The sequence below is a fragment of the Myxococcus guangdongensis genome (assembly GCF_024198255.1).
Lineage (GTDB): Bacteria > Myxococcota > Myxococcia > Myxococcales > Myxococcaceae > Myxococcus > Myxococcus guangdongensis.
Genome location: NZ_JAJVKW010000007.1, coordinates 208,397 through 234,113, shown reverse-complemented (window position 1 = coordinate 234,113; position 25,717 = coordinate 208,397). Strand labels below are relative to the sequence as shown.

Annotated in this window: 18 protein-coding genes; 8 read left to right on the top strand and 10 right to left on the bottom strand. The window is 68.2% G+C overall.

Annotated features, from left to right (window positions below; all coding sequences use genetic code 11):
* Positions 1–3 precede the first annotated feature (3 nt).
* Both LXT21_RS22780 and LXT21_RS22775 read right to left on the bottom strand, forming a co-directional pair.
* Positions 4–780: a hypothetical protein gene (locus LXT21_RS22780; protein WP_254040283.1), complete on the bottom strand. Its 777-nt coding sequence runs from the start codon at positions 778–780 to the stop codon at positions 4–6.
* A gap of 76 nt (positions 781–856) precedes the next feature.
* Positions 857–1,801 carry a patatin-like phospholipase family protein gene (locus LXT21_RS22775; protein WP_254040282.1) on the bottom strand — a complete coding sequence of 315 codons (945 nt, stop codon included), beginning with the start codon at positions 1,799–1,801 and terminating at the stop codon, positions 857–859.
* Between the two features lie 596 nt (positions 1,802–2,397).
* Between LXT21_RS22775 and LXT21_RS22770 the strand changes: the two genes are divergently transcribed.
* On the top strand, positions 2,398–5,085 hold the full coding sequence (locus LXT21_RS22770; RefSeq protein ID WP_254040281.1) for a carboxypeptidase regulatory-like domain-containing protein: 2,688 nt from the start codon (positions 2,398–2,400) through the stop codon (positions 5,083–5,085).
* Here LXT21_RS22770 and LXT21_RS22765 read toward each other — a convergent pair.
* Complete coding sequence (locus LXT21_RS22765; protein WP_254040280.1) at positions 5,055–5,825, bottom strand: terpene synthase family protein; 771 nt, start codon at positions 5,823–5,825, stop codon at positions 5,055–5,057. The two genes, LXT21_RS22770 and LXT21_RS22765, sit on opposite strands and share 31 nt — an antisense overlap.
* Before the next feature lie 225 nt (positions 5,826–6,050).
* On the bottom strand, positions 6,051–7,082 hold the full coding sequence (locus LXT21_RS22760) for a terpene synthase family protein (RefSeq protein WP_254040279.1): 1,032 nt from the start codon (positions 7,080–7,082) through the stop codon (positions 6,051–6,053).
* Between the two features lie 348 nt (positions 7,083–7,430).
* On the opposite strand from LXT21_RS22760, the gene fdh reads away from it, so the two are divergent.
* The 5 genes from fdh (at position 7,431) to LXT21_RS22735 (ending at position 15,449) form a co-directional block, all read left to right on the top strand.
* Positions 7,431–10,700 (top strand): formate dehydrogenase, encoded by a 3,270-nt coding sequence (fdh, locus tag LXT21_RS22755; RefSeq protein WP_407667014.1) that lies wholly within the window; start codon positions 7,431–7,433, stop codon positions 10,698–10,700.
* A 3-nt stretch (positions 10,701–10,703) separates the two neighbouring features.
* Complete coding sequence (locus LXT21_RS22750; RefSeq protein ID WP_254040278.1) at positions 10,704–11,501, top strand: 4Fe-4S dicluster domain-containing protein; 798 nt, start codon at positions 10,704–10,706, stop codon at positions 11,499–11,501.
* Positions 11,498–12,652 carry an NrfD/PsrC family molybdoenzyme membrane anchor subunit gene (gene nrfD / locus LXT21_RS22745; RefSeq protein ID WP_254040277.1) on the top strand — a complete coding sequence of 385 codons (1,155 nt, stop codon included), beginning with the start codon at positions 11,498–11,500 and terminating at the stop codon, positions 12,650–12,652. The genes LXT21_RS22750 and nrfD overlap by 4 nt, the downstream gene beginning before the upstream one ends.
* A gap of 111 nt (positions 12,653–12,763) precedes the next feature.
* Positions 12,764–13,870 (top strand): isopenicillin N synthase family dioxygenase, encoded by a 1,107-nt coding sequence (locus LXT21_RS22740; protein ID WP_254040276.1) that lies wholly within the window; start codon positions 12,764–12,766, stop codon positions 13,868–13,870.
* 556 nt (positions 13,871–14,426) lie between these two features.
* Positions 14,427–15,449, top strand: a complete 1,023-nt coding sequence (locus tag LXT21_RS22735) for a type 2 periplasmic-binding domain-containing protein (RefSeq protein ID WP_254040275.1) — start codon at positions 14,427–14,429, stop codon at positions 15,447–15,449.
* A 42-nt stretch (positions 15,450–15,491) separates the two neighbouring features.
* On the opposite strand, the gene LXT21_RS22730 is transcribed toward LXT21_RS22735, so the two are convergent.
* The 3 genes from LXT21_RS22730 to LXT21_RS22720 are packed head-to-tail and all read right to left on the bottom strand — an operon-like array spanning position 15,492 to position 20,308.
* Positions 15,492–17,504 (bottom strand): acetyl/propionyl/methylcrotonyl-CoA carboxylase subunit alpha, encoded by a 2,013-nt coding sequence (locus tag LXT21_RS22730; protein ID WP_254040274.1) that lies wholly within the window; start codon positions 17,502–17,504, stop codon positions 15,492–15,494.
* Between the two features lie 9 nt (positions 17,505–17,513).
* Positions 17,514–19,121, bottom strand: a complete 1,608-nt coding sequence (locus tag LXT21_RS22725; protein ID WP_254040273.1) for a carboxyl transferase domain-containing protein — start codon at positions 19,119–19,121, stop codon at positions 17,514–17,516.
* 11 nt (positions 19,122–19,132) lie between these two features.
* Positions 19,133–20,308 (bottom strand): isovaleryl-CoA dehydrogenase, encoded by a 1,176-nt coding sequence (locus LXT21_RS22720; protein WP_254040272.1) that lies wholly within the window; start codon positions 20,306–20,308, stop codon positions 19,133–19,135.
* Between the two features lie 168 nt (positions 20,309–20,476).
* Between LXT21_RS22720 and LXT21_RS22715 the strand changes: the two genes are divergently transcribed.
* Positions 20,477–21,469 carry an AraC family transcriptional regulator gene (locus LXT21_RS22715; protein WP_254040271.1) on the top strand — a complete coding sequence of 331 codons (993 nt, stop codon included), beginning with the start codon at positions 20,477–20,479 and terminating at the stop codon, positions 21,467–21,469.
* A gap of 3 nt (positions 21,470–21,472) precedes the next feature.
* Here the strand turns inward: LXT21_RS22715 and LXT21_RS22710 are convergent, their stop codons facing one another.
* The 3 genes from LXT21_RS22710 to LXT21_RS22700 all read right to left on the bottom strand — a co-directional run bounded on the left by LXT21_RS22710 (position 21,473) and on the right by LXT21_RS22700 (position 24,742).
* Positions 21,473–22,279 (bottom strand): LytR/AlgR family response regulator transcription factor, encoded by an 807-nt coding sequence (locus LXT21_RS22710; protein ID WP_254040270.1) that lies wholly within the window; start codon positions 22,277–22,279, stop codon positions 21,473–21,475.
* Positions 22,272–23,363, bottom strand: a complete 1,092-nt coding sequence (locus LXT21_RS22705; protein WP_254040269.1) for a sensor histidine kinase — start codon at positions 23,361–23,363, stop codon at positions 22,272–22,274. The genes LXT21_RS22710 and LXT21_RS22705 overlap by 8 nt, the downstream gene beginning before the upstream one ends.
* 98 nt (positions 23,364–23,461) lie before the next feature.
* On the bottom strand, positions 23,462–24,742 hold the full coding sequence (locus tag LXT21_RS22700) for an SH3 domain-containing protein (protein WP_254040268.1): 1,281 nt from the start codon (positions 24,740–24,742) through the stop codon (positions 23,462–23,464).
* A gap of 378 nt (positions 24,743–25,120) precedes the next feature.
* On the opposite strand from LXT21_RS22700, the gene LXT21_RS22695 reads away from it, so the two are divergent.
* On the top strand, positions 25,121–25,624 hold the full coding sequence (locus tag LXT21_RS22695; protein WP_254040267.1) for a hypothetical protein: 504 nt from the start codon (positions 25,121–25,123) through the stop codon (positions 25,622–25,624).
* Positions 25,625–25,717: the final 93 nt, after the last annotated feature.

Genomic DNA, 25,717 nt, shown 5'->3' with positions numbered 1-25,717 from the left:
CCTTCAGGTGGGCTTCAGGTTTGCGGCGCAGATGAAGGCACCGGCGGCGGCGGTGAAGGTGGTGGCGGCGATCCACCCATTCGCGGGGAGTTGGAACAGCGCCATGGCCGCCCCGACCCCAGCCATCGTCAGGAAGACGCGGCGCGCGCGCACCCGGCCCCCGCCTCGACGACCGGCGGTCACCGTGTAGAAGAAGGCCGCCGCTCCCGCGACGAACTGGGCGAACAGGAACCGGTAGGCGGAGTTCCGCACGAACTCCTCATGGAGCTCCATGAGGGTGGGCGGCGCCGGAGGCTCGCCGGACAGGGCCCGGAGCGTCGCGTTGAAGCGGATGACGAGCGCGTTGTCCGTCCCCAGGGTCAGGATGAAGACCTGGATGAGGATGACCCCGAACAACGTCACGAGGAGGGCCAGCCAGGGGACGGCGAAGCGCTGGCGCTGCCATTGGCGCAGGGAGTCGAGCTCCTCGGGCGTCAGGGTGAGCGCGTCGGGGTAGCCCAGACCCAGGAGCGCCTGGGTGGCGGCGATGTTCGACGGCATCGCCGGCGTGCCGAGTCCCGCCAGGGCATGGGAATCCAGGAAGGAGCGCACCAGCGTCGCGCCGCGCTGGGGCTCGGGCGCGGAGGGCAACTGGAGGAGCAGGGTGTTGATGTCCTCGCCCAGCAGCCCTCGCTCCTCCTCCGAGGCTTCTTGCGCCCGGCGGACCAGGGCTTCGAGCCGCTCGGTCGTGGAGTCCTCCTCGCCAGGTCCTGATACCGCCCCTCGCTGAACCTCACCCACGGTGCTCCTCCCGCGCGCTGGTTGAGCCAGGGCGGGAAGCATCGTAGCGAGCCCCCCACGTCGCGAAAATGGAGGCTCAGGAATGGAGGATGGGCTCGAGTTGGGCGGCGATGCGCGGAGGCATGCGCTCCCCGGGGCCCACGCCCGTCGGCCGCATCACCGCGCGGGCCCGGTCCTCGCCGTGGCGCAGGCGCATGCGAATCATCTCTGGCGAGAAGTCGAGCGTATCGCCCATGGGCGCGGTGGGCTCGATGACGGTGATGCGGCAATAGACATACGGCTGACCGTCGGGGGCGCGGAGCTCCGTGCCCTGCTCGTGGGCCTGTCTCACCATGTCATTGATGCGCACGAAGACATCCACGTCGTTCATCAGGATTTCGTTGAAGGTGATGTCCGTGAGGCTGCGGCGGGCCACATCCAGGATGTTGGCGGGATAGCGGATGGGCTCCATGCGCGAGGATGAACAGGCGATGACGACGATCTCCGTGGGCGAGTACCCGAGCGCGTCGCCCAGCGGCGTCACGTTGCGCAGTCCTCCGTCGACGATGGCCTGGGGGCCGATGGGCTCCCAGATGACGGGCATGGTCGCGCTCTGCCAGACGGCGGAGAGGAAGTCGCTCGCGTCGCTCGACACCAGCTCGTACTGCCCGGAGGTGAGCGACACGCGGCCCACGTGAGCGGGGATGGCGAAGGGACGTCCGGCGAGGTTGCGCTCGACGAGGTCTCTCAAGGGGGTGTTGTCGTAGAGGCCCAGCTTGTTGAGCAGGCCGATGCGCAGGGCGACGACGAGCCACGGGACTCGCCGGTACACGTCGGATTCACGGAGGTTCATCCAGAGGTCCGTCAGGCGCTCGTACTCGCGCTGGGCGATGACGGCGCCGTTGAACGCGCCCACGGAGACACCGAAGACACGCTCCCAGCGGAAGCCGTGCACCTCACGCAGCACCCGCTCGGCGCCGACCTGGAAGGCGCCCTTGCCTCCACCACCTGACAGCACGAGCGTCGCGGGACGGTTCGACATGCGGAGCTACCTCGCTGGGGACGGCGGGAAGCCGGAGATAGGCACGGTGCCCGAGGCCCGGTATCGCCCGAGGGCGCGGGCCCGCTGTCCTCCCCTGGGCCCTTCAGCGCTGGTTCAGCCCTCGGCGGCCCGCACCGTGTGCATGCAGCGCTGGTGCCTGTCGACGTCGAGGCGCCCCTCGGTCGCATCGGCACCCCACTCCACCGCCACCCGGCCATGTCGCACCGGTTGCATGGGGTTGCTCCGTCCTTGCTTCGAGCAGGCCTGCGCTGACACGGCGACTCAGGCTGCGCGCGGGAGAAGCGAAAAGAAGAAGTGCATCGAGCGCCTGTCGCGTCACGGGGAACAGGCGAGGGACTGGCAACCTCCGACCGTCTGGCGAGAGAATGACTTCGGGAGGGACAATGAGTCGAAAGACTGTCTTCGCGGTGTCGCTTGGCCTTGCGCTCGTGGGTGCGCTCTTCGTCTGGCGTGCGTCGTCGACCGAGGGTGGAGACACTCCACTCCCCGCCGTGTCCGATTCCGCCTCGCGCGGCGAGTCGACCGAAGCGAAGCGTGCGTCCTCTTCCACGCGATGGGTGGGGACCCAGGCCCTCATGACAGGCACGCCGCCGGTCGCCGAAGCCATGCGCGACGAGGAAGGGGCGGTCCAGGTCGAGGTCCACGGAGCTTCTCGTCCCGTCGCGGGAGCGCAGGTGGCGCTCTATTTCCAGGGGCCGCGCTCGCCCGCCACGGGCCGTCCCATGTGGTTCGTCGCGGGGCGAGGAACCACGGATGCCGCGGGCACACTGAGATTTCCCGCGAGGCCCGGGGCGTATCTCGTCACCGCGAAGGCGCAGGGGTTCGCCACCGCGAGACTCTCGCTCACCCGTCCTCGTGGCGAAGCGCTCACCCCTGTACGCCTCACCCTCGGCGAAGGTGCGACCTTGACGGGCTCGGTCGTCGAGCGAGCCTCGAAGGCCCCCGTCCCGCTCGCGAGGCTCACGCTCACGCCGCGCACGGTGCTGGCCTCTGCCTCTGTCGCGACGACCTCCGTCCCCGAAGAAGAACGTCACGAAGCCGCCGCCGACGAGCGCGGCCGCTTCCGGTGCGAGGGCCTCGCGCCTGGCGAGTATCAGCTCGAGATCTCAGCGCCCGCCCATTCGGCCCGACGCATCGCGCGGGTCCAGGTGCCAGCCTCCGGACTCGTCGTCGAGTTGGATGGCTCCGCCTTCATCGAAGGTTACGTCGAGCGACCGGAGGGCAAGCCCGCCCCGGGAGCCCGCGTCACCGCGACGGGCATGGGCGAGACGTTCGAGACGGAAACCAGCGCAGGCGGTGGTTTCTCGATCGATGTGCCCCCGGGCGTCTATCAGGTGTCAGCGCGGTTGGACGCCCTGACGGGCACCGCGCAGGACCGAGCGGTCGTAGGCGCGGGGATGACCCTGCGCGATGTCCGCATCCGACTGGGCGCCGCCGCGGCTCTCACGGGAGTCGTCCGCGGCAAGGGCACCGCCGAACCCATCGCGGGAGCCACCGTGTCCATCGCCCCAGGCGCCATGGTGGCGACCTTCGACTCCGCTCCCGCCGAGGTCGCGAGCGCCACGAGTGGTGTGGACGGACGCTTCGAGGCAGGGAGCCTCGCGCCGGGTTCCTACTCAGTGACGGTCCGAGCGAAGGGCTTTCGCGCTCTGCGACGAGAAGGCATTACGGTGCTCGCGGGCCAGCGCTTCGAGTTGTTGGCCGAAATGGACGCCAATGGACGCATCGAGGGCACAATCGTCGACGAGAGCGACCAGCCCCTCTCGGGAGTCCAGGTCACCCCCGAACGTCGTTGGCGGATGATGCCGATGGAGGGCGTGATCACGGTGGTGACCGATGCACAAGGAGCCTTCGTCCTCGAGGACGTCTCCCCGGGTGACGTCTTCGTCGCCGCGCGAAGGCCAGGCAGTCAGATCCACGTCCGCGAGCGCGTGGCGGTGAGCCCCGGCCAGACGCACCAGGTGAAGCTCAAACTGGGAGGCGAAGGCACGCTCGAGGGCACCGTGAAGCTCGCGGACGGGCGCGTCCCCACGGCGGCCGTCACGGTCTTCGCGCAGCTCAAGGACACGGCGCGCACGGAGGCGCATCAAGTCCCCACCGCGGCGGACGGAACGTGGAGCATGCGCGTGCGCGCCGGGCGTTATCGCGTCGCCGCGTGGCTCGTCGACGTGGGCAATCAGAACGGCGATCAGGAGAAGGTGGTCGACCTGAAGGTGGGCGTGACCGAGCGCGTGGACCTGCAGGTCCGCGAGGCGGCGCGTCCCCTCTCCGTCACGGTGCTGGAGCCCAATGGCGCGCCGAGCGTCTCGGCCACGGTCATGGGGGCCGAGGCGGGCAAGAACGAGATCTTCCTCGAGGACTCCACGGATGCCTCTGGGCACGTCACGCTCGTGGCGGACTCCCTGGGTACGCAGCCGCTGCACCTCTGGGCCACGAATGGCGGGCGCCGAGGTGACCTGCCCTCCGTGCCTGCCACGCAGAAGACACTGGTCCTCCAGCTCCAGCCGGCGGGACGACTCACGGGAACAGTCCGCTCGGCGGGAGGCCGGAGCATCGAGGGCTTCCGCCTGGTGGTCTCCGCGACGAAGAGCGAGGACGACTTCCTCTCGCGACAGGAGCTGGAGCTCGCGGGAGATCGCTTCGTGGTCGAGGACGTCAACCCAGGGGCCGTGACGGTGTCCGTGACACTGCCCGACGGCCGCGCGGGCAAGGTGGACACGACGAGCGTCGCGGGACAGACGACCCAGGTCGACGTCATGGTGGAGGCGGGAGGCGCCATCACGGGCCGGCTGGTCGACAATGCGGGCAAGCCCATTGCGCAGGCCTTCGTGGATGTGGATGGACTGACCTCGGCGCCGACGGGCGCGGATGGGCGCTTCCGCGTGGAGGACGCCGCGCCCGGCCAGCACCGGCTCATTGCCTGGAGTGAGAAGACGGAGCGCGCGGAGAAGAAGCTCACGCTGGTGGTGGGGAAGCCGCAGGACGTGGGCGATTGGAAGCTCGGTCCACCGCGCATCGAGCCCGGGCGGTTGGGCATCTTCTTCGGAATGGCCGGAGATGCCGTCCTGGTGCGCGGTGTGCTCGAGAGCATGCACGGCGACGCGCTCCGCGTGGGAGACATCGTCCAGTCCATCGATGGAGCGACGGTGCTCACGGCGGGCGAGGCCCGCGAGCGCGAGCTGGGAGCGCCGGGCAGCCCCGCCATCCTGCTCATCCGGCGCGACACGAGGACCTATCCTGTCACCCTCACGCGGGCGCCCTGAGCGGGATGGGCGTAGCGAGCAGACTCGAGTGTCCAATCCGTGGTGCCCTGCATCAGGTTCTTGATCGCGGCGATCTCCCGGTCGACGGCGCTCCAGGTCTCGACGCTCTGGACACCTTGTCGTATCCGCCGCTCCACGGCCGCGAAGGACTCCACCCGCTTCGCGATTTCACCCGCGACCCAGTCCATGGCGGCGGTTTGCCCGCAGCCCGCATCACGCACCTGGAGGAGCACCATGTTGTGCAACTGCCCGCTCGCGGCCTCCTTGGGCGCCGAGTAGATGTCGTTGACCATCACCACGACGTCCGTGCACAGCGAGCGCAGCGTCGTCATGTCGTCGGTGCCATGCACGGCGGGCGGAACGTCGAGCCCCTCGGCCCGTTCGCAGATGTCGAGGCTCGGTAGGACGCCGATCGATAGACGTCGCGTGCGCAGATAGGTCTCGATGTCCACGGGCCATCCCTGCGTGCGCTCCCGAGCTTCCTGGTAGTAGGACTCGAGGTACTCCGCGAGGTCTTGGGTGAACCGCGCCCTCCAGGACGCACTCGCTCCAGACGTCGACCGCCCCCACAACTCCACCAGGGCGGCTCCCAGGAGCGATGAAGGATACCGCTGGGCGGCCGTGCTCTGGGTCACCAACAACAACTCGTCCAGCAAGGCGCGGGTCGCATCGAGGTCGAGCCCAATCGGTCCATCGAACTGATCGTCGAAGACGAAGAACCACCCCATCCAGTCGCTCACCAGGTCGAGGCCAGCTCCTCGACCATTCGGACACATTCTCGCGGACAGCCGATCGAACCGACTCGCGTCGTAGGTCTGAAGGGCCGCTGGCTGGACGATGAGTCCATGGACGGCCAGCCAATGAAGGGTATGCGCCCGAGTGGCCTCGACATCAGGACTGATGCCCGCGACATGGCGAAGGTCGATTTGAGGAGCAGCGGCATGCATGGAACCTCCCATTTGCCTTCATGACGCCTTGGTTTGTTCCTGCGCTGGGTTGAGCAGCGACGCCCATCGCTCCGGTCCTTCGGGGAATTGAAGGCGGGTGTCGTTGTATCGACCCGACGCAAGGGTCCAGTCGTGGTGGCCTTGCATCCAGTTCTTCATCGCGGAGATGCCACGATTGATCGCGCCCCAGGTCTTGAGGGACCGGACACCTTCTCGCAGCTGCTGCTCGGCCTTCGCGAAGAGGAGGAGTCGTTCCTGGAGGAGAGCCATTGCCCACTGCGAAGCCTCCTCCTGACCGCACCCCACATCGCGCATCCGTAGCAGCACGACGTTGTGCACCTGCCCCATCGCTGCTTCCTTCGACGCCGAGTAGATGTCGTTTTCCAGCAGGATGACGTCCGTACACGCCTGCCGCATGGTGACCATCGGCTCGCAGGCGTGAATCTCCTGCGGGAGTTCGTAACCTCCCACTGGCTCACAGAGGTCCAGCGCGGGTACCACGCCAATCGAAACCCGTCGATTCGCCAGGTAGCCTTCCATCTCGACGGGCAGGCCTCGAGATCGGTCCAGTGCCTCCTGCTCGAACGATTGGAAGAACCGGAAGAAGTCTCCGGCATAGCGCTCGATCCAGGCGTCACTCATTCCTCGAGTCGCTCGACACCACAGGTCGAGCCAGGATGTGCACAGGACAGACGAGGGATGGCGCACCCTCCCGCCGACTCGCGCCATCGCCAGGAACTCCTCCAGCGTGGAGCGGGTCGCCTCGATGTCTCGCCCCAGTGGCCCATCGAACTGGTCATCAAAGATGAAGAACCAGCCCATCAAGTCAGTCGCGAGTTCGAGTCCGGCCCCGCGGGCATCTCGGTACGCCCTTGCACCAAGCACCTCGGCGCCTATCGAGTCGTAAGCCCTCAGGGCGTCGGGGCCGACGACCAGCCCCTGTGCCTCCATCCAGTGCAGATGAATCGTATGGGTGCGCTCCAGGTCCGGGCTGAACCCAGCTGGATACGGAATTTCTACACGAGGCAGACCTGTCTTCGAGGGTGTCATTCTGGCTGTCCAGGGGAGAATCAGCACCAGGCTGATGGCAGACGGATAGGGAATGCCTGTCCGCGGAATCGCTGGTCGCGTCCACGCACGATAATCAGCTCAATGTTCAGCAACAACCCGAAGTGTGTCCGGCGGAATGACTCACATCTCCGAGCGGTGCGGGGAATGACGACAGCCGGGTGCGGGGGCGACGTGAGACACCCATCCACCTGAAGACAACTCATCCGCGGAACCGTCCGGCCGCTGACGTGTGCGGGGGCGCGCGCCCTCTTGTGCAAGGCTTCATGCGCGCTCGACCTCCATCATCACGGCGCAGAAGCCGGCGTGACGCCGACCAGGAGGTCCACCGTGGGAATCCTCGACCTGCTGTTCCGCTGGCCCGTCCTGCGTCAAATCGCACGTGGCGACGTCAAGGCGCTCGGCGAGACGGCCATGACGGAGCGCAGTCGGACGCTCACGCCCCGCACCTCCCTCGCGGACCGTGTCGTCAAATCCGTCTGCCCGTACTGCGCCGTGGGCTGCGGGCAGGACATCTACGTCAAGGACGAGCGCATCATCGACATCGAAGGCGACCCGGACTCGCCCATCTCCCGAGGCCGCCTGTGCCCCAAGGGCTCCGCCACCTTCCAACTCGTCACCGGCACCCACCGCGTCCAACACGTCCTCTACCGCCGTCCCGGCGGCACCGCGTGGGAACGCCTCCCCCTCGAGCAGGCCATGGACATGGTCGCCGCGCGCGTGAAGCGCACCCGCGACGCGACCTGGGAGGCCGCCGACGTCAACGGCTTCAGCGTCCAGCGCACGCTGGGCATCGCGCACCTGGGCGGCGCCACGCTCGACAACGAGGAGAACTACCTCCTCAAGAAGCTCTTCACCTCCCTCGGCATCGTCCAGGTGGAGAACCAGGCTCGAATATGACACTCGTCCACGGTGCCCGGTCTGGGCATCACGCTCGGGCGTGGCGGGGCCACGACCTTCCAACAAGACCTGCGCAACTCTGACTGCATCCTCATCCAGGGCTCCAACATGGCCGAGTGTCACCCGGTGGGCTTCCAGTGGGTGATGGAGGCCAAGGCCCGGGGTGCGACGGTCATCCACGTGGACCCTCGCTACACGCGCACCAGCGCCGTGGCGAATCAACACGTGCCCATTCGCGTCGGTTCGGACATCGCGTTCCTCGGAGGGCTCGTGCGCTACGTGCTCGAGTACGAGCGCTACTTCAAGGAGTACGTCGTCCACTACACCAACGCCGCCAACCTGGTGCGCGAGGACTTTCAAGACACGGAGGACCTGGACGGGCTCTTCAGCGGCTTCCTGCCGAAGGAGAACAAGTACGACGTCCGCTCTTGGAGCTACGAGGGCGTCGAGGGCCCCACCCCTGCCTCCGGCCACAAGGAGCTCTACTCGGAGCCCGGCGCGGGCGAAGGCGAGACGCACGCCACCCTCATCACCGAGGCCACCAAGGACCCCACGCTCCAGCACCCGCGCTGCGTGTTCCAGGTCCTCCGGCGCCACTTCCAGCGCTACACCCCGGCCATCGTCGCCAAGGTCTGCGGCGTCCCCGAGGAGCAGTTCCTGAAGGTCGCCCAGACGCTCTGCGACAACTCCGGCCGCGAGCGCACCACGGCCTTCTGTTACGCGGTGGGCTGGACGCAGCACTCGGTGGGCGTGCAGTACATCCGCACCGCGACCATCCTCCAGCTCCTGTTGGGAAACATCGGCCGGCCCGGCGGCGGAATCCTCGCGCTGCGCGGGCACTCGTCCATCCAGGGCTCCACGGACATCCCCACCCTGTTCAACCTGCTGCCCGGCTACCTCCCCATGCCGAGCTCCGCGCAGTCGCCCGCGCTGGCCGACTACCTGGAGTCACACACGTCCAGCACGGGCTGGTGGAGCAATTATCCCAAATACGTCGTCTCGCTCCTGAAGGCCTGGTTCGGGGACGCGGCGACCGAGGAGAACGAGTTCGGCTTCCGCCACCTGCCCCGGCTCACCGGCAATCACTCGCACATGCAGACGGTGGTCGACATGGCCGAGGGCCGCGTCCAGGGCTACTTCGTCATGGGCGAGAACCCGGCGGTGGGCTCGATGAACGGAGCGCTCCAACGCAAGGGCCTGCGCCAGCTCGAGTGGCTGGTGGTGCGCGACTTCACGCTCATCGAGACGGCCGAGTTCTGGCGCACGGCCCCCGAAATCCAGCGAGGCGACGTGAAGACGGAGGACATCCGCACGGAGGTCTTCTTCTTCCCGGCCGCCGCGCACACGGAGAAGGACGGCTCCTTCACCAACACGCAGCGGATGCTCCAATGGCACCACGCGGCGGTGGAGCCCCGCGAGGACGTGCGCAGCGAGCTGCACTTCGCCTTCCACCTGGGCCGCAGGCTCAAGCGTCTGTACGCGGCCTCGGGAGCGCCGAAGGACCAGGCCCTGCGCCACCTGACGTGGGACTATCCGACCCACGGCGCACTCGAGGAGCCGAGCGCCGAGGCGGTGCTCCGGGAGATCAACGGCTACACCGTGGCGGACGGCCAGCCCGTGAGCGGCTTCACCGCGCTGAAGGATGACGGCACCACCGCGTGCGGCTGTTGGATCTACTCCGGAGCCTACGCGGACGGCGTGAACCAGGCCGCGCGCCGCAAGCCGGGACACGCGCAGACCTGGGTGGCGCCCGAGTGGGGCTGGGCATGGCCCGCCAACCGCCGCATCCTCTACAACCGCGCCTCCGCGGACCCGCAAGGCCGTCCCTGGAGCGAGCGCAAGAAGTACGTCTGGTGGGACGAGACGCAGCGCCAGTGGACCGGCGAGGACGTGCCCGACTGCATCGCGGACCGGCCACCGGACTACCGACCTCCGCCCGGCGCCAAGGGCATCGAGTCCCTGGCGGGGGACGAGCCATTCATCATGCAGGCCGACGGCAAGGCCTGGCTCTTCGCGCCGAGCGGGATGCTCGATGGCCCGTTGCCCACGCACTACGAGCCCATGGAGTCGCCGGTGAAGAACGCGCTCTACGGGCAGCAGTGCAATCCGACGCGCTTGGAGTGGCGCCGCAAGGGCAACCCCTACCACCGCGCGTGGGGCGACCCGCGCTTCCCCTTCATCCTCACCACATACCGACTCACCGAGCACCACACGGCGGGCGGAATGAGTCGCTGGCTGTCCTGGCTCAGCGAGCTCCAGCCCGAACAGTTCTGCGAGGTCTCCGTGGAGCTGGCGCGCGAGCGGGGGCTGCGCAACGGAGGCTGGGCCACGCTGCGCACGGCGCGCGGAGACCTGGAGTGCCGGGTGCTCGTCACCGAGCGGCTGCGCCCGCTGAAGCTCAACGGGACGTCGGTTCACCAGGTGGGCATCCCGTATCACTGGGGCGTGACGGGACGCACGCGCGCGGATGGCGCCAACGAGCTGCTGGGCTTCGTCGCGGACCCCAACGTGGACATCCAGGAGTCGAAGGCGCTCACCTGCGACGTCATCGCGGGCCGACACGCCACCGGGGCTCGGGCGGCGACGGGTGCCACGCCCCCTGCCCTGCCCGCGGACCTGGCGCCGCACCGACGCGACCGCCTGTCGGTCGGCGAAATCGATCATGTCCCCTGGCAGGAGAAGAAGGACGAGGAGCAATAGCGCATGAGTCGCAAGGGCTTCTTCACCGATTCGACGGTGTGCATTGGTTGCAAGGCCTGTGAGGTGGCTTGCAAGCAATGGAACCAGCTCCCCGATGACGGCTTCCAGTTCACCGGGATGTCCTATGACCAGACCGGGGACTTGGGCTGTTCGACCTGGAGGCACGTGGCCTTCGTGGAGCGTCCGGTGCCGATGCCGGGCCACTCGACGGGTGTGGGCGACTTCTCGTGGTTGATGGTGTCGGACGTCTGCAAGCACTGTCAGCGCGCGGGCTGTCTGGAGGCGTGTCCCACGGGCGCCATCGTCCGCACCGAGTTCGACACCGTCTACGTCCAGCCGGATGTCTGCAACGGCTGCGGTTACTGCGTGGTGGGCTGTCCCTTCGGCGTCATCGACCGGAGACCGGATGACGGTCGGGCGTGGAAGTGCACCCTCTGCTACGACCGGATTGGCGAGGGCATGACGCCCGCGTGCGCGAAGGCGTGCCCCACCGAGTCCATCGTCTACGGGGACCTCGATGTGCTGCATGAGCGCGCGGACAACCGACTGCGTGAGCTGCACTCACAGGGCATCATCAGCGCCTATCTCTACGGCAAGGACGCGAAGAACCAGCCGGGGACGGGCGGGCTCAACGCCTTCTTCCTGCTCGTGGATCGCCCGGAGGCCTACAACCTGCCACCCGACCCCGTGGTCCCGACGATGAAGGCCGGACAGGCCTGGGGCGCCGTGGCCGTGGGAGCGCTCGGGATGGCGGCCATGGCCGTGGGCGCGGTGTTGCTCGGCCGCCGAGGGGACTCATGAGCGCGCGTGACGGCGACGACACCTTCCTGGACAGGCTCCAGCGGCGCTCGGATGGCCGCAACGTGAACCCCGCGCTGGGGACCTTGCTCGGCGAGGGAGCCCAGCAACGGGTGACGGACCTGGACCGCGCCAATCCGGCCCATGGCTTCCAGGCACAGGTTCCGTCCCACTTCGTCGCGGACACCGCGGAGGCGCCGAGCTACCACGGGCTGGCCGCCATCAAGCAGCCGGTGTGGATCGCCACGGTGCCGGCGTATCTCTTCGTGGGCGGTGTCGCGGGTGCGGCGAGCCTGCTGGGACTGGCCATCGATGTGCTCGGCGAGAAGTCGATGGAGCCGCTCGCGCGACGCTGTCGTCTGTTGGGGACCGCGGGGGACATGCTGAGTGCGGGGTTGTTGATCGCCGACCTCGGTCGCCCCACGCGCTTCCTGAACATGCTCCGGGTGTTCCGGCCCACGTCGCCCATGAGCGTGGGCTCGTGGGTGCTGGCGTTGTCGGGGGCGCTCAACTCGGTGGGCCTGGTGCTGGGGCGCTCGCGAGGTGTGTTGGGGGTCACGGGCAAGGTCGCGGGGTATTCGGCCGCGATGCTGGGAATGCCGCTGGCCGGGTACACGGCGGTGCTGCTGAACAACACGGCGATACCGCTGTGGCAGTCCACGCGTCGCACCCTGCCCTTGTTCTTCATGGCCTCGGCGAGCGCGAGCGCGGGGAGCCTGTTGTCCCTGGCCCCGCACACCGAGCGTGAGGCGGAGGTGCTGCGGCCCTATCGCCTCGCGGGCAAGGCCGCGGAGGTGGTCATGGCGCACGCGGTGGAGCTCGACGCGCGCCGAGCCCCGGAGGTCGCCCGGCCGCTGTCCGAGGGCCTGTCTGGGACGCTCTGGAAGACGTCCCGGGCCTGCTCATTGGCGGGGCTGGTGGTGGATGCGCTCCCGGGGAGGCAGCGCTGGAAGCAGGTGGCGGCGGACATGCTGACGACGGTGGGTGCGGTGGCGGCGCGCTTCGCCGTGTTCCATGGCGGGCAGGCCTCCGCGAGGAATCCGCAAGCCACGTTCAGGCCACAGCGACAGGGCCATGGGGCGGCGGAGGTGACGGGGCACGCGGTGGCCTCGGATGGGAAGCCCTGGAGTTTCCCGCTGCCCGTGGTGCGGTGAGGGGCGTCCTGGTGGTTCGGCCCCGCCTGGAGCGGGGCGCTGATACCAGGGGTAGTGGCTCCCACGAGGCCCTCCCTTTTGGTCGCCAGGAGCGATAAACCTGGGGGCACCATGGCCGAGACCTCTTCGCTGAACATCCCCACTGTCGACCTTGCAGACCTTGCCTCGGGCGATGCGAGCCGCATCGAGCGCGCCGCGGCGGCGCTGCGTGAGGCGTTCGGCGTCTTCGGTCTGGTCTACATCAAGAACCACGGGGTCGACACGCAGGCGCTCCACCGCTACTACGACGCCTTCGCGGCCTTCATCGCGCGCTCGGCCGAGGCGAAGAAGCCCTACGGTCGCGCGGAGCTCTGGTACCAGCGCGGTTGGACGCCGCCGAACACCGAGGTGGCGGTGGCCGGCAATGGTCAGCCGGACTTCAAGGAGTGCTACTTCGTCGCGCCCTACCCCAACGACGAGGTGGCGGCGATGGAGTTCCCGGAGCTGTATCCGGAGAACGTCTGGCCCCCCGACGCGCCGGAGTACTTCCAGGAAGGCATCGTGACTTTGGGGCGCTCGCTCCACGAGGCGGGCCTCAAGCTGCTGCGAGGCTCGGCGGTGGCGCTGGGGCTGCCCGAGGACACCTTCACGGCGCTGTGCGAGCGGGCGCCGCACATCACCCGCGCGCTCCAGTACCTGCCGCTGCGGCCGGAGCAGGTGAACACGGACATCGTCTGGGGCGAGGAGCACACGGACTTCAACCTGCTCACGCTGCTGCCCGGTGGACGGTTCCTGAACCCCGAGGGCAAGGCGGCGCCGAGCCCGGATGACAAGAGTGGGCTGTATCTGCGCACGCGCGCGACGGATGAGGATCCGCAGGGTCGCAAGGTCCGTGGCACCGCGCCGGCGGGCTGCATCGTGGCGCAGGTGGGGCAGCAGCTGGAGATCCTCACGGGCGGCACGTTCCTGGCGACGCCCCACGTGATTACGGCGCCCGGAGTTGCTGGATGGCAGCGGCAGTCCGCCGCGCACTTCGTGCACGTGCACACCAGTGCGGTGCTGTTCCCGTTGGAGAAGTTCCGCACGCCCTCGGCGATTCGCAGCTACGCGCCGCCGGTGCTCGCGGGGACGTATGACATCAAGACGCTCGTGGACATCGGCCTGGCGCCGCCGAGCGCTCTCGACAAGCTGGGTTACCGCCACTACGACCGGCTCAACCGCCAGCGCGCGGGCGAGTAGTTTCACGACACATCAAAATAAAGACAGACATGTCTTGCTTTGATTTACGAGATGTCTGTCTTTATTTGTGGGCGAATGCCCTCTGATTCCCTGCGCCCCTGCCCTACCTGCTGTTGCGTGCATGTAGGCAGGGCTGTGCGCGGCCCGAGACACGGGCCCTGGAAAATGGCTGAAGAGCTGTTCATGTAGGTATTGGGGGCCAGGGATCGCCTCGCGATGGGCGACTGCCCGCGAAAAACCCCTGATAATTAGTTCATGTAGGCATTGTGCGCCGAAGATGCGGCCGATGGTCGTCCAAATCTCTCGCGAAAATGCCTGAGAGTTCGTTCAGTGTCTGCGACTGCGTCTCGCTGTGACGCACAGGCGTTCTTTTTTGACGCCCAGTGGTGCCTGCAAAAAATGCATCTCCTGAATTCTACTTAAAAGCGGATAAGGCATGGCGGGTGCAGTGGCGGCAGATCCCCAAAGGGTCCATGGCGCACCGAATCACGCCCCCGCCTGACGGAAGCCGTGGCCCCTGTCCCAGCGACGACGCGTCGCGAAAGAGAGGTGCGCCGTGCCCGCCCTATGCCCCATCTGCAAGGTCAAGGATCGCCCCGAGGAGGACGACATCCTCTTCGGCCTCGTCGAGCGCGATACCTGTGGTAACGATGACTGCGTTCGCCAGTTCGAGGCACAGCAACAGCTCGCCAACGAGGAGGGCAGACGCCAGAGGAAGCTGGCCGCACGAATGAGACTCCTGGGGAGAGCCGCAGAGGAATCGGCTCACGCCATCCCCTGGCTGGATCCCGACTCGCACGAGTCGACCATCGAATGGACGGACAAGGACCGGACGGCGGCCAAGGAGATCGCCAAGGAGATCATCGGTGTTTGCAACGAATGCGAGCTCGACACCCTCCTCTTCCTGGGAGAAAGCCTGGCGCCTATCAAGCACTTCGTGGCCGCGCAGATGAGGGATGGCAAAGGGACCACTGTCATCAAGAAAGTCTCCGGGAGCTTCAGTGGCGTCGCCATCGAAGCGTTCTCCCAGGATGAGCTGGCTGCGTGGTTCGCGTACCTCCGAGGCAAGATCGCGCAGGACGGCGTACCGGATGCAAGAGGGCTCCAGGTCGGCTTCGTGGATTACTCCGCCACCGGCAAGACTTTCATGGGCCTTGTCGACCTCCTCCAGCTCGCCCCCTTGGGAGACATCCAGTTCTACCTTCTTCCAGTCGTGAAGCCGGCATCGACGCTCCCTCGTGACATCAGGAGGCATGCTGCCAAGCGAAAGGCGATGAACATCAGCGTCGCCGAGGTGACCGTTTGGCGTTTGTCCGAGTACGCCTGCGACGAACTGCTCGCCAGTGAGAAGATGAAGCAAATCCTCGGGCGCCGCTCGCGGCGGCTCCCCTTGCAGCTCTGGGATGAGAAGCTGCGCAAGGCCAACATGATGGTGGGCGTACCAGAGCACTGGCGGAAAGAGGTCTCGCTGCACCTGCTCGACGACAGCGTGGCCCTGCCACTCAGGTTTCCCCTCCAGCCGACCTTCGTCGACACGCTGACTGCGGCGAACAGGAAAAGGGACCTCCTGGACGAGTGACGCCTGGGCCGCGCGGTCCTCCTGGCGCGGCCCGCTTCGCCCTCAGGCCACCTTCTCCTCGATGACCGCCAGCTCCGTCCCCTCGCTCACCTGCTCACCGGGGTGATGACGGAAGCTCGCGAGCACGCCGTCGCGCGGGGCGGAGATGGTGATCTCCATCTTCATCGCCTCCATCACCAGCAGCGGCGTGCCCTTGGAGACCTTTGCCCCCACCTCGGCCAGGTGCGCGATCACCTTGCCGGGCATCGGCGCGCGCAGCCCACCCTCCGCCTCCGGAGCCGACGCCTCGACGTCGAGCGGATCGAACGACTCCAGCTCCCACCGCCGCCCCAACGCGAACACACTCCAGCGAGCCCCCACCGGGACCACCGTCGCGTGCACCGTCCCGTCGGGCGACGCCAGCGTCACCGCGTCCCGCTCGCCCACCGTGAACCGCACCGGCACCCGCGCCGCGCTGTCCTGCCCCCCTGGCGAGGACACCCGCATCACATAGGCCCCAGGCCCGGTCTGCTCGGCTCGAATCTCCCGCACCACGTCCCCCTGGCGCAGCGTCACCAGGAACGGCGCCACCGCGCCCAGGCGGAAGCCATCCAACTGCGCCCACGGCGAGCCCGGCTCCTCCTTCGCGGCCTCGTCACGCGCCCGCGAGAGCACCGCCACCGCGCCCAGCCGCCAGATGTCGTCGGGAATCTCCCCCTTGGGCGGCTGCAACGCCTCGCGCTCACGCTCGATGAGGCTCGTGTCCAGGTTCGCCTGGGAGAACGACGCCGTCCTCACCAGTCGCCCCAGGAACTCCACGTTGTTCGCCACGCCGACGACCTGGTAGCGCTCCAGCGCCTCGCGCAGCTGCCGCAGCGCCGCCTGCCGGTCCTCGCCCCAGACGATGAGCTTCGCGATCATCGGGTCGTAGTGCGTGGAGATCTCATCCCCCTGCTCCACGCCCGTGTCCACGCGCACGTGCCGCGACGTCTCCGGCGGCACCAGGTGCACCAGCCGACCCACGGACGGGATGAAGCCCGCGTCCGGGTTCTCCGCGTAGATGCGCGCCTCCATCGCATGGCCCCGGATGGACAGCTCTGCCTGCGTCTTCGGCAGCCGCTCACCCGAAGCCACCCGCAGCTGCCACTCCACCAAATCCAGCCCGGTGATCTCCTCCGTGACGGGGTGCTCCACCTGGAGACGCGTGTTCATCTCCATGAAGTAGAAGGTCCCCGAGGGGTCCGCGATGAACTCCACCGTGCCGGCGCCCACGTAGTTCACCGCCTTGGCGGCGAGGATGGCCGTCTCGCCCATCTTCGCGCGCAGGGCCTCCGTCATCCCCGGCGCAGGCGCCTCCTCGAGCACCTTCTGGTGACGCCGCTGCACCGAGCAGTCCCGCTCGAACAGGTGCACGTAGTTGCCGTGCGTGTCACCGAACACCTGCACCTCGATGTGCCGGGGCCGCTCGACGTACTTCTCGATGAGCACCAGGTCCGAACCGAACGCGCCCAGCGCCTCGCGCCGGCACGACGCCAGCTGCGCCTCCAGGTCCTCCACCCGGTCCACGCGGCGCATGCCCTTGCCGCCGCCGCCCGCGCTCGCCTTGATGAGCACCGGGAAGCCGATGCGCTTCGCCTCCTCCCGGAGCCGATCCACGCCCTGCTCGTCGCCGTGATAGCCCGGCGTCGTCGGCACTTTCGCCCGCTCCATCAGCGCCTTGGACGCGGACTTGGAGCCCATCGCCCGGATGGACTCGGCGCTCGGCCCCACGAAGACGATTCCCGCCGCCGCGCAGGCCTCGGGGAGCACAGCGTTCTCCGACAGGAAGCCGTAGCCCGGGTGGATGGCCTGGGCGCCCGTCTTCTTCGCCGCGTCGATGAGCTTCTCGACCACTAGATACGACTCGCGCGCGGCCGGAGGCCCCAGCCGGACGGCCTCGTCCGCCAGCCGGACATGACGGGCGCCCGCGTCGGCGTCCGAATAGACGGCCACCGTGCGGATACCGAGCCGACGCGCCGTGCGGATGATGCGGCAGGCAATCTCGCCGCGATTCGCGATGAGCAGACTTTCGAACATGGTCGAGCCCTACATCCGGAAGACGCCGAATCGAGTCTCCTGAATCGGAGCATTCAACACGGTCGAGAGTGAAAGGCCGAGCACGCGACGACTCTGCGAGGGGTCGATGACCCCGTCGTCCCACAGTCGCGCGGTGGCGTAATACGGGTGCCCCTGCTCCTCGTACTGCGCGCGGATGGGCGCCTTGAACTCCTCCTCCGCCTCCTTCGCCCACGCGCCGCCCTGGCCCTCGATTCCGTCCCGCTTCACGGTGGCCAGCACCGACGCAGCCTGCTCGCCGCCCATCACGCTGATGCGCGCGTTGGGCCACATCCACAGGAAGCGCGGCGAATACGCCCGGCCGCACATGCCGTAGTTGCCGGCCCCGAAGCTGCCGCCAATCAGCATCGTCACCTTGGGCACCCGCGCGGTGGCCACGGCCGTCACCATCTTCGCGCCGTCCTTCGCGATGCCCGCGTTCTCCACCTTCCGGCCCACCATGAAGCCGGTGATGTTCTGCAGGAACACCAGGGGGATGCCGCGCTGCGAGCACAGCTCGATGAAGTGCGCGCCCTTCTGCGCGGACTCGCCGAACAGGATGCCGTTGTTGGCGATGATGCCGACCGGAATCCCATATAGGTGCGCGAAGCCCGTCACCAGCGTGGTGCCATAGCGCGCCTTGAACTCGTCCAGCCGCGAGCCGTCCACCAGCCGGGCAATCACCTCCCGCACGTCGTAGCGCTTGCGGGCGTCGAACGGGATGATGCCGCCCAGCTCGCTCGGGTCGTAGAGCGGCTCCTCGGAGCGCTCCAGCACCACCGTGTGCGGCCGCGAGCGGTTCAGGTTCGCGACGATTCGGCGCGCGAGGAACAGCGCGTGCGCGTCGTTCTCCGCCAGGTGGTCCGCCACGCCGGAGATGCGCGTGTGCACGTCACCGCCGCCCAGGTCCTCGTTGGTGACGACCTCGCCGGTCGCCGCCTTCACCAGCGGCGGGCCGCCCAGGAAGATGGTGCCCTGGTTCTTGACGATGATGGTCTCGTCGCTCATCGCCGGCACGTACGCGCCGCCCGCCGTGCACGAGCCCATCACCACGGCGATCTGCGGGATGCCCGCCGCGCTCATCTGCGCCTGGTTGAAGAAGATGCGGCCGAAGTGCTCGCGGTCCGGGAACACGTCGTCCTGGCGCGGCAGGTACGCGCCGCCGGAGTCCACCAGGTACACGCACGGCAGGCGGTTCTCCTGGGCGATCTCCTGCGCGCGCAGGTGCTTCTTCACCGTCATCGGGTAGTACGTGCCACCCTTCACCGTCGCGTCGTTCGCGACGATCATGCACTCCTGGCCCTGGACCCGGCCGATGCCGGCGATCATCCCCGCGGACGGGGACTCACCGCCGTACATGTTCCAGGCCGCCAGCTGGCCGATCTCCAGGAACGGCGAGCCGGGGTCCAACAGGCGCTCCACGCGGTCTCGAGGCAGCAGCTTGCCGCGCGAGACGTGGCGCTGACGGGAGCTCTCGCCGCCGCCCTTGGCCGTGAGCGCCACCTTCTCGCGCAGGTCACCGACCAGCTTCTGCATCGCCTCCGCGTTCGCGCGGAAGTCGGCGGAGCGGGTATCCGTGGTTGATTTGAGGATGGCCATGATGGGGTTCCCTAGGCGGTCTCGGCGAACAGCTCGCGCCCGATGAGCATGCGGCGGATCTCGGACGTCCCGGCGCCGATCTCATACAGCTTGGCGTCACGCCACAGGCGCGCCGTGGGGTACTCGTTGACGTAGCCGTTGCCGCCGAGGATCTGGATGGCCTGCCCCGCCATCCACGTCGCCTTCTCCGCGGAGTAGAGGATGGCGCCCGCGGCGTCCTTGCGCAGCGTGCGCGCGTGGTCCGCCCGATCACACGCCTGGCCCACCGCGTAGACGTACGCGCGGCACGCCGACCAGGACGTGTACATGTCCGCCAGCTTCGCCTGGATGAGCTGGAACTGACCGATGCTCTCCCCGAACTGCTTGCGCTCGTGGACGTACGGCAGCACCACGTCGATGCAGGAGCCCATGATGCCCAGCGGGCCCCCGGCGAGCACCGCGCGCTCGTAGTCGAGCCCCGACATGAGCACCTTCACGCCCGCGCCCACGCCGCCCAGCACGTTCTCCTCCGGCACCTCGCAGTCCTCGAAGAAGACCGGGTACGTGTTGGAGCCGCGCATGCCCAGCTTGTCCAGCTTGGTGCCGAAGCTCAGCCCCGGGGAGCCGCCCTCGACGATGAAGGCGGTGATTCCCTTGGGGCCCAGGGCCTCGTCCGTCTTGGCGTAGACCACCAGCACGTTGGCGTTGGCGCCGTTGGTGATCCACATCTTGGCGCCGTTGAGGATGTACCGGTCCCCGCGCTTCTCGGCCTTCAGCTTCATGCTGACGACGTCCGAGCCCGCGTCCGGCTCGCTCATGGCCAGCGCGCCCACGTGCTCGCCGCTGATGAGCCCGGGCAGGTACTTGCGCCGCTGGGCCTCGTTGCCGTTGCGGTAGACCTGGTTCACGCACAGGTTCGAGTGCGCGCCGTAGGACAGGCCGACGGACGCGGAGGCGCGGGAGATCTCCTCCATGGCGACGATGTGCGCCAGGTAGCCGAGGCCCGCCCCCCCATACTCCTCGCTCACCGTCATGCCGAGGACGCCCAGGGCGCCCATCTTCGTCCAGAGGTCCTCCGGGAACAGGTTCTCCCGGTCGATGTCCGCCGCCCGGGGAGCAATCTCCTTGGCGGCGAAGGCACGCACGGTGCTGCGCAACATCTCGACGGATTCACCGAGCGCGAAGCCCAGCTCTGCGAAGTGAGCCATGAAGTCGTTTCCCAACCAGCGTCTCGAGGTGGCTTGCGGACATTAGGTATGAGGGAGGGCCCGGGTGCGCCAGGGTGGTTGCAAATCGTGCCAACCCGGCCATGCTGCTCGCCGATGCCTCGACGCCTCCAGCGCTCCCCCGAACCCCTGCCGCGCGCGGAGACGCCCATGGCCTTCGTCCGGGCCATCGTGCTCGCCTACGAGAAGTACGGGGTCGACCCGCACGACGCACTGCGAAAGGCGGAGATCACGCGGGCGCAGCTCGGCCGGGTCTCGGCGCGAATCAACGCCGGTCAGTTCGAGACGCTGTCGGCCACGGCGATGCAGGAGCTGGATGACGAGGCCCTGGGTTGGTTCACCCGCAGGCTGCCCTGGGGGACGTACGGGATGCTGTGTCGGGCCTCGCTCAGCTCACCGACGCTGGGCATCGCGCTGCAGCGCTGGTGCCGCCACCACCGGCTGCTCACCGAGGACGTCCTGCTCTCGCTCGAGGTGGAGGGCGCGACGGCGCGGCTCGTCCTCGAGGAGCGGCACGAGCTGCGGGCGATGCGCGAGTTCTGTCTGCTCAGCAGCCTGCGCTACGTGCACGGGTTCGCCTGTTGGCTGGTCAACTCCCAGCTGCCGCTGCGAGAGGTGACGTTCCCCTTCGCGACGCCGGCCCATCAGTCCGTGTACCCGCTCCTGTTCCCGGGGCCGGTGCGCTTTTCGGCCACCCGCGCCAGCATGAGCTTCGACGTGGGCTACCTGGAGCTGGCGGCCAAGCGTGACGAGCAGGCGCTGCGGGCGATGCTCAAGCGGGCGCTGCCGCTGACGGTGCGGCAGTACCGGAGGGACCGGCGGCTCGTCGAGCGGGTGCGCACGCAGCTGAGCGACCCTCGCGCCTCGGGGACCACCGCGCAGCACGTGGCGTCCGCGCTGCATGTCTCGGTGCGCTCGCTGCATCGACAGCTGGCGCTCGAGGGGACGTCGCTGCAGAACCTCAAGGACGACGTGCGGCGACGGCAGGCGCTGGAGTTGCTCGGGCGCTCCTCGGTGCCCATCAAGCACGTGGCGCTGGACGTGGGGTACGCGGACGAGAAGATCTTCTCGCGAGCGTTCAAGCAGTGGACCGGAGAGTCGCCGAGCGAGTACCGACAGCGGCTCCAGCGCTCGGGGGAGTGAGGCTCAGAACGACTGGCGCAGCACGGCCTCCACCGCGGCCTTGCGCCCCGGGCTGAGGCGCAGGCGGGTGCCGTCGCGCAGGATGACGACCCAGCCCTTGTCCACGTCGGGCTCAAGCTCCTTGATGCGGTTCACGTTCACCAGGGTGGACCGGTGGACGCGCACGAAGCTCTTTGGGTCCAGCCACTGCTCCACCCGGTGGAGTGTCTCGCGCAACATGGGGCGCTTGCCCGCGGAGTGCAGCACGACGTAGTTGCCCTCCGCTTCGCACCAATCCAGCTCGGCGACGGGCACGACAACCACCTTGCCGTCCGTCTTCACCGCGATGCGCTCCAGGTACTGTCCGCTGTCCGGGGGCGGCTCGTTCGCCGGTGTGTAGCCCGCGAGCAGGGAGGACAGTCGCTCCAGGAGCGCCCGCTCCCGGCCCTGTTCACGCTGTTTGCGGGCGCGTGAGAGTGCCTCCTGGAAGCGGACCGCGCTGAAGGGCTTGAGGAGGTAGTCGAGGGCATTCGCCTCGAAGGCGCGCACGGCGTGCTGGTCGAAGGCAGTGACGAAGATGACGGGGGGCATCAGCTCGGGCCCGACTTCGCGCAGGACGTCGAAGCCGTCGACCTCGGGCATCTGGACGTCGAGGAACACCAGGTCCGGCTTCTCGCGGAGGATGACGTCCACCGCGTCACCGCCGCTCTCGCATTCCCAGAGCGCCGTGACGTCGGGCGCGCGCGACAAGAGGTGGCGCACGTTGTCGCGGGCCAGCGGCTCGTCATCCACCACCAGCACCCGCCAGCCTGCCTCGCTCCCCTCACCCATGCGCTGCCCTCCCCTGCTGTAACGGCTCCGCCGTGGACACCTGGAACGGCAGCTCCACGCGGACCAGGGCGCCGCCGCCCGGTGCGTCCTGGAGGGTCACACCATAGCCTTCACCATGGAGTTGCAGGATGCGCTCCTGCGTGTTCGCCACGCCGATTCCCGTTCCGGGAGCGCTCCCCGGACGCAGCCCGGGACCGTCGTCGCGGACCTCGAGCACCAGCCGTTCGCCCCGGCGCATGCACCGCACCCAGATGTTCCCTCGGGCCGCGCGGCGTGAGGTGCCGTGCTTGATGGCGTTCTCGACCAGGGGTTGAAGGATGAGCATGGGCACGCGTGCGCCGAGCGTCTCCGGCTCCGGGTCCAGATGGAAACCCAGACGGCTGCCGAAGCGGAGACGTTCGATGCCGAGATATCGGCGGACCAGGTCCAGCTCCTCGGACAGCGTGATGGAGTGCTCGTGTCGTCCTTCCAGACTGGCTCGCAGCAGCGCTCCCAGCTCCACGAGCGCATCCTCGGCCTCCGCGTTCCGCGTCTGGCGAACGAGCGAGACGACGCCGTTCAACGTGTTGAAGAGGAAGTGTGGGTCGAGCTGCGCCCGGAGCGCCTCCAGCCGCGCCTCAGCCAGCCGAGCCGCGAGCCGCGCTTCACTCAACTCGCGTTCACGGGCCCGGCGGAACGCGCCCAGCGTCGCCCAGGCCGCGAGGAACAGCAGGTACTCGAAGGCCCCGAGCACGCCTCGCTCCAACAGGAGTCTCCTGAGCCCCTCGGTGAACGAGAGCCCGCGAGCCGACCACGATTCGAGCGCCGAGAGGCCCATTGCGAGCAGCACCGCATGGGCCAGGACGAAGCCGCCGCCCAGCGCGATGAGCCATCCCCACGTCCGAGCCTCGAGCGGTGCATCGCGCGACACCCGGCGGAACGTCGCCAGCAGGAGCGTCGCCAGCAGCGCCCAGACGCTGTAGGGAACCAGGGCCATCGCCAACGCCAGGAAGAAGCCTTGCTGCCCACGCACTTGTGCCGTCAGCGCCTGCGGCAACGCGGCGAGCAGGCCGAGCCCCATCCCCAACAGCCAGGCCTTTCTCACGGTGCGCCCCCTCTCGGCTTCAGGCTGTCGCCGGGCGCTCGTGACTTCACCACACTTCTCGCCGGTTGAAGGCGCCCGTCCGTCGCGGTGCCCTGGGGCTATGGGCGCGTGACGTGCACGAGGCTCGTCATCGCGTCCACGTACAGGGTCGTGTCATCGGCATGCAGCGGCAGCAACGGGGTGACCGCCACCTGGTTCAGCTTCGTCTTGCGGAGCTGCTGCGTGGCCGGGTCCCTGAACACGGCGAACGGAACATCCTGGATGACGTAGGGCTCGCCATCCACGTGGCCGATGATCATCAAGACATGACCGGGAACGACGATGAGGTCACCCACCTGCGCCTGGGCGACCGCGCGCAGCCGCTCGGCATGCGAGTCGCGCGCCGTGAAGAGGCGGTGGCTGAGCGCCGCGCTCTTGCCTTGCATCCCGGAGTTGGGCGGCAGGAACAGGCCCAGGCTGCGGTACACCTCGCTGGTCAGTCCGCTGCAGTCGCGCGCATTGAACTGGTGCCCCCAACCGTAGCGCTCGCCGAGGAACTTGAACGCCTGACGGAGGATGTTGGCGCGGGTCACCGGCAGATAGCCTGGCGCGGTGTCGGCGGTACGGCGCAGCAGCGCACTCTGGAAGGCCAGCGTGCCGTCCTGCTCGCGGACCGGCAGCATCACCGGCCACGACGCATAGCTGCTGGCGCCGTTGACAGGCTCGCCGGGTGCCACGTCGGCCCGAGGCAGCGCGACCCCCATGTCGAGTTCGATCTCGGACACCCCGGGCGCTTCCGGTGTGAAGACCGTGCGCACCTGGTCGCCCGTGACGACACGTCCGGGCGCCTTCGCCACGTACGAGAACACCGCGTCCGCCGTGCCCTCCGCGACGTCCTCTCGCCGGACCCACGCGGGGCCCTGGGCGGTCTGGACGAACAACCAGAGCTGGTCCGCGCTGTGGTGCGCGATGACGACGGGCTCACCCGGGAACAGGATGCCGGCCTGCAGGCTCTCGTAGTCGCGCAGGTCCTCCGCCGCGAAGAACCGCCGGTCGGACGGCAGTGACCGCAGGGGCGTGCGCCGCACGCTCAGGCCGTAGCGCGCAGGCGAGGCTTCGGGGAGGTGCCCGGTCGCGGCGTTCCGGCGCAGCTCCTCGAGCATCGCCTCCGTCACCGGCTGGCCCTGCTCGTCGATGACGGCCTGAATGGGTGTCTGTTGCGCATCCTTGATCCACCCGGCGACCTGCGCCCGCGTCAGCGCGGTCGGCATGCGCTTCAAATCCATCAGGCCGCCCTCCGGACCGAAGGCGCGCGTGCGTTTGGCCGCCACCTGCTCGGCATCGAGCAGCACCTCGTCAGGAGCGGGGGCGCGGCGGATCCAGAATTCGGGCGACAGCATGTCTTCGCTGAACGCGGGTACCCCGGAGGCAGACACGGCACGCACGGACGGCGCGGCGCACGCGGCACTCCCCAGCGCCACAAGCGAGAGCATCCGGAGGCGCCAGGTTTGGGATACCATGCGGCTCATTCGTTGAACTCCCTCAGTGGAAGACGGCTCCGTGTCGCCGGTTACCCACCCCTCTGGCACAACGAACGTTCAGCGCGAGCTATTTCGTTGGCGCGCGGCGTTTCTCCAGGAGGCCCTGAGGATGCCGTGGGTCACGGATGTTGCGGCCCCTGCTTCACCGAGGGCCATCGCGATGTCACAGTTCCCGCTCTTTCTGGATAGGCGTGTTGCGTGAGACCCTCGTCGCGACACAATCCTCAAGGAGAACGCATGCATCGCAGACTGTCGCTCATGTGTGTGGCGCTGTTTCTGTGGGTGACCCCGCTCGCCGCGAATGCCCAGACGGCGCCCCCGGGCCATGCACTGGATTTGGAGGAGCAGTTCACGCCTGGGGACATCCAGGACTTGGAGATGCAGGGGTACCACCGCTGTCTCGGCCAGTGCCAGGGGTGGACGCGTGTCTTCACCTTCTCCTGGGAGTTCGAGGACGCGCCCACGGTGGAGATGGCCGCGCGCGCCATCGCGGCGATGCCGGGCTTCAATCCCAACTTCATCAGCGCTGGCACGCTCACGTATGAGCAGTTCGCGACCCGGCTCTACTACCCCTTCCAACCACTCGCGGACGCCTACCTGAACAACTGGTGGGACGGTGAGGAGGAGGTCTTCGTCGCCGCCTATCAACACCATCGGCTCCCCCGGTACTACCAGGGTTACGTCATCCTCTTCGCCCATTCCGGGACGGTGCTGTTCTACGAACAGGCCGACTACGAGTAGCGGCGATGACGCGTCGGTTGGGGTTCGTGCGACCTTGTGCGCCCGTTCGAACCCCAGAATAATGGCGGCGTCCGTGGGGGGGCTTCTCGTGCC

Bases quoted from the DNA above. Each gene is read 5' to 3' on its own strand.
- LXT21_RS22740 (WP_254040276.1), top strand. From the start codon at position 12,764: ATGGCCGAGACCTCTTCGCTGAACATCCCCACTGTCGACCTTGCAGAC.
- LXT21_RS22730 (WP_254040274.1), bottom strand. From the start codon at position 17,504: ATGTTCGAAAGTCTGCTCATCGCGAATCGCGGCGAGATTGCCTGCCGC.
- LXT21_RS22760 (WP_254040279.1), bottom strand. From the start codon at position 7,082: ATGACACCCTCGAAGACAGGTCTGCCTCGTGTAGAAATTCCGTATCCA.
- LXT21_RS22775 (WP_254040282.1), bottom strand. From the start codon at position 1,801: ATGTCGAACCGTCCCGCGACGCTCGTGCTGTCAGGTGGTGGAGGCAAG.
- LXT21_RS22715 (WP_254040271.1), top strand. From the start codon at position 20,477: ATGGCCTTCGTCCGGGCCATCGTGCTCGCCTACGAGAAGTACGGGGTC.
- nrfD (WP_254040277.1), top strand. From the start codon at position 11,498: ATGAGCGCGCGTGACGGCGACGACACCTTCCTGGACAGGCTCCAGCGG.
- LXT21_RS22695 (WP_254040267.1), top strand. From the start codon at position 25,121: ATGCATCGCAGACTGTCGCTCATGTGTGTGGCGCTGTTTCTGTGGGTG.
- LXT21_RS22710 (WP_254040270.1), bottom strand. From the start codon at position 22,279: ATGGGTGAGGGGAGCGAGGCAGGCTGGCGGGTGCTGGTGGTGGATGAC.
- LXT21_RS22700 (WP_254040268.1), bottom strand. From the start codon at position 24,742: ATGCTGTCGCCCGAATTCTGGATCCGCCGCGCCCCCGCTCCTGACGAG.
- LXT21_RS22750 (WP_254040278.1), top strand. From the start codon at position 10,704: ATGAGTCGCAAGGGCTTCTTCACCGATTCGACGGTGTGCATTGGTTGC.
- LXT21_RS22770 (WP_254040281.1), top strand. From the start codon at position 2,398: ATGACAGGCACGCCGCCGGTCGCCGAAGCCATGCGCGACGAGGAAGGG.
- LXT21_RS22725 (WP_254040273.1), bottom strand. From the start codon at position 19,121: ATGGCCATCCTCAAATCAACCACGGATACCCGCTCCGCCGACTTCCGC.
- LXT21_RS22720 (WP_254040272.1), bottom strand. From the start codon at position 20,308: ATGGCTCACTTCGCAGAGCTGGGCTTCGCGCTCGGTGAATCCGTCGAG.